Below are 2,984 nucleotides of genomic sequence, written 5' to 3'. Positions count from 1 at the left end.
GTTAAATACCACCAGGGCTTCTCCTCCAACGTGATGACCGCCGGCGGTGAAGTTCACCTGGCCATGGCGTTCAACCCGTCCCACCTGGAAATCGTTTCCCCGGTGGTCGAAGGTTCGGTTCGCGCCCGTCAGGATCGTCGTAACGATTCGACCGGTGAGAAGGTTCTGCCGATCTCCATCCACGGTGACGCGGCATTCGCCGGTCAAGGCGTGGTCATGGAAACCTTCCAGATGTCCCAGACCCGCGGTTTCAAGACCGGCGGTACTGTGCACATCGTGATCAACAACCAGGTTGGTTTCACCATCAGCAACCCGCTGGACTCGCGTTCCACCGAGTACGCCACCGACGTTGCCAAGATGATCCAGGCGCCGATCCTCCATGTGAATGGTGATGATCCGGAAGCCGTGTTGTTCGTGACCCAGTTGGCCATCGACTACCGCATGCAATTCAAGCGTGACGTGGTAATCGATCTGGTCTGCTACCGTCGTCGCGGCCACAACGAGGCCGACGAGCCAAGCGGCACCCAGCCTCTGATGTATCAGCAGATCACCAAGCAGCGCACCACCCGTGAGCTGTACGCTGATCGTCTGACTCAGGACGGTACGCTTGATGCAGAGCGTGTTCAGGCGAAAGTCGACGAATACCGCAACGCGCTGGACAACGGTCTGCACGTAGTGAAAAGCCTGGTCAAAGAGCCGAACAAAGAGTTGTTCGTGGACTGGCGTCCGTATCTGGGCCACGCCTGGACTGCGCGTCACGACACCCGTTTCGATCTGAAAACCCTGCAGGAACTGTCCGCCAAGCTGCTGGAAATTCCGGATGGCTTCGTGGTTCAGCGCCAGGTTGCGAAGATCTACGAAGACCGTCAGAAGATGCAAGCCGGCGGCCTGCCGATCAACTGGGGTTACGCTGAAACCATGGCGTACGCGACCCTGGCGTTCGAAGGTCACCCGATTCGCATGACCGGTCAGGACATCGGCCGCGGTACGTTCTCGCACCGTCACGCTGTTCTGCACAACCAGAAAGACGCTGGCACTTACGTTCCGCTGCAGCACCTGTACGACGGTCAGCCACGCTTTGACCTGTACGACTCGTTCCTGTCGGAAGAGGCCGTTTTGGCGTTCGAATACGGCTACTCGACCACCACGCCGGATGCGCTGGTGATCTGGGAAGCCCAGTTCGGCGACTTCGCCAACGGTGCCCAAGTGGTTATCGACCAGTTCATCACCAGTGGCGAGCACAAGTGGGGCCGTCTGTGCGGTCTGACCATGCTGCTGCCGCACGGTTACGAAGGTCAGGGTCCTGAGCACTCCTCGGCACGTCTGGAGCGTTACCTGCAGCTGTGCGCCGAGCACAACATTCAGGTAGCCGTACCGACCACGCCGGCGCAGATCTACCACTTGCTGCGTCGTCAGGTGATTCGCCCGCTGCGCAAACCATTGGTCGTGCTGACGCCGAAGTCGCTGCTGCGCCACAAGCTGGCCATCTCGACCCTGGAAGATCTGGCCGAAGGTTCGTTCCAGACCGTTATCCCGGAAATCGATGCTCAAGACCCACAAAAGGTCGAGCGCGTTGTTCTGTGTAGCGGCAAGGTCTACTACGACCTGCTGGAAAAGCGCCGTGCCGAAGGCCGTGACGACATCGCCGTCGTGCGTATCGAGCAGCTGTACCCATTCCCTGAGGACGACTTGATTGAAGTCCTGGCTCCGTACACCAACCTCAAACATATCGTTTGGTGTCAGGAAGAGCCGATGAACCAGGGTGCCTGGTACTGCAGCCAGCACCACATGCGCCGCATCGTTGGCAAACACGACAAATCTCTCGTACTTGAGTACGCGGGCCGTGATGCCTCCGCTGCACCTGCTTGTGGTTACGCATCGATGCACGCCGAGCAGCAGGAAAAACTGCTGCAAGACGCGTTTACCGTTTAATGCCTTCGCGCACTTGAAACCGAATTTAAGGAACTACAGATAATGGCTATCGAGATCAAAGCCCCCACTTTCCCGGAATCGGTTGCCGATGGCACCGTTGCCACCTGGCACAAAAAACCGGGCGACGCTGTCAAGCGCGACGATCTGATCGTTGACATCGAAACCGACAAAGTCGTACTGGAAGTGCTGGCTACTGCTGATGGCGTGCTGGGCGCAATCGTCAAGAACGAAGGCGACACCGTTCTGTCCGACGAAGTCCTGGGCTCCATCGAAGCGGGCGGCGCTGCTGCCGCTGCTCCAGCAGCTGCTGCTCCGGCCGCTGCTGCCGCCGCACCTGCTGCTGCCGAAGGCGAAGACGATCCTGTCGCTGCTCCGGCTGCTCGCAAGCTGGCTGAAGAGAACGGCATCAACATCGCTTCCGTTGCCGGCACCGGCAAGGGTGGTCGTGTGACCAAGGAAGACGTGGTTGCAGCTGTTGCTGCCAAGAAAGCCGCTCCGGCTGCCGCGCCTGCCAAGGCTGCTGCTCCTTCGGCTGCCGCTCCTGTGTTCGCCGCTGGCGACCGCATCGAGAAGCGCGTACCGATGACCCGCGTTCGCGCCACTGTGGCCAAGCGTCTGGTTGAAGCGCAATCGAACATGGCGATGCTGACGACTTTCAACGAAGTTGACATGACCGAAGTCATGGCGCTGCGTTCGAAGTACAAGGATCTGTTCGAGAAGTCGCACAACGGCGTACGCCTGGGCTTCATGTCGTTCTTCGTCAAGGCAGCTACCGAAGCGCTGAAACGCTTCCCGGCTGTCAACGCGTCGATCGACGGCGGCGACATCGTTTACCACGGCTACGCCGACATCGGTGTTGCTGTTTCCAGCGATCGTGGCCTGGTGGTACCGGTTCTGCGTAACGCCGAGCTGATGAGCCTGGCTGAAATCGAAGGCGGCATCGCCACTTTCGGCAAGAAAGCCCGTGACGGCAAACTGTCGATGGACGAGATGACCGGTGGTACCTTCACCATCACCAACGGTGGTACCTTCGGTTCGATGATGTCGACCCC

The 2,984-nt window shown here is 59.4% G+C and carries 2 protein-coding genes; both read left to right on the top strand.

Going from position 1 to position 2,984, the window contains the following annotated elements:
• A partial coding sequence (locus ACIOVB_RS27295) for a 2-oxoglutarate dehydrogenase E1 component (RefSeq protein WP_401272251.1) occupies positions 1–1,932 on the top strand: 1,932 nt, incomplete at its 5' end.
• Positions 1,933–1,974: 42 nt separating this feature from the next.
• Positions 1,975–2,984, top strand: a 1,010-nt coding sequence (gene odhB, locus ACIOVB_RS27290; RefSeq protein ID WP_401272250.1) for a 2-oxoglutarate dehydrogenase complex dihydrolipoyllysine-residue succinyltransferase, incomplete at its 3' end; no start/stop codon positions are given.

Source organism: Pseudomonas sp. NPDC087639 (assembly GCF_044743385.1).
Taxonomy (GTDB): Bacteria; Pseudomonadota; Gammaproteobacteria; order Pseudomonadales; family Pseudomonadaceae; genus Aquipseudomonas.
Note: the sequence above shows the minus strand (reverse complement) of the source record. Positions and strands in the feature narration are given on the sequence as shown.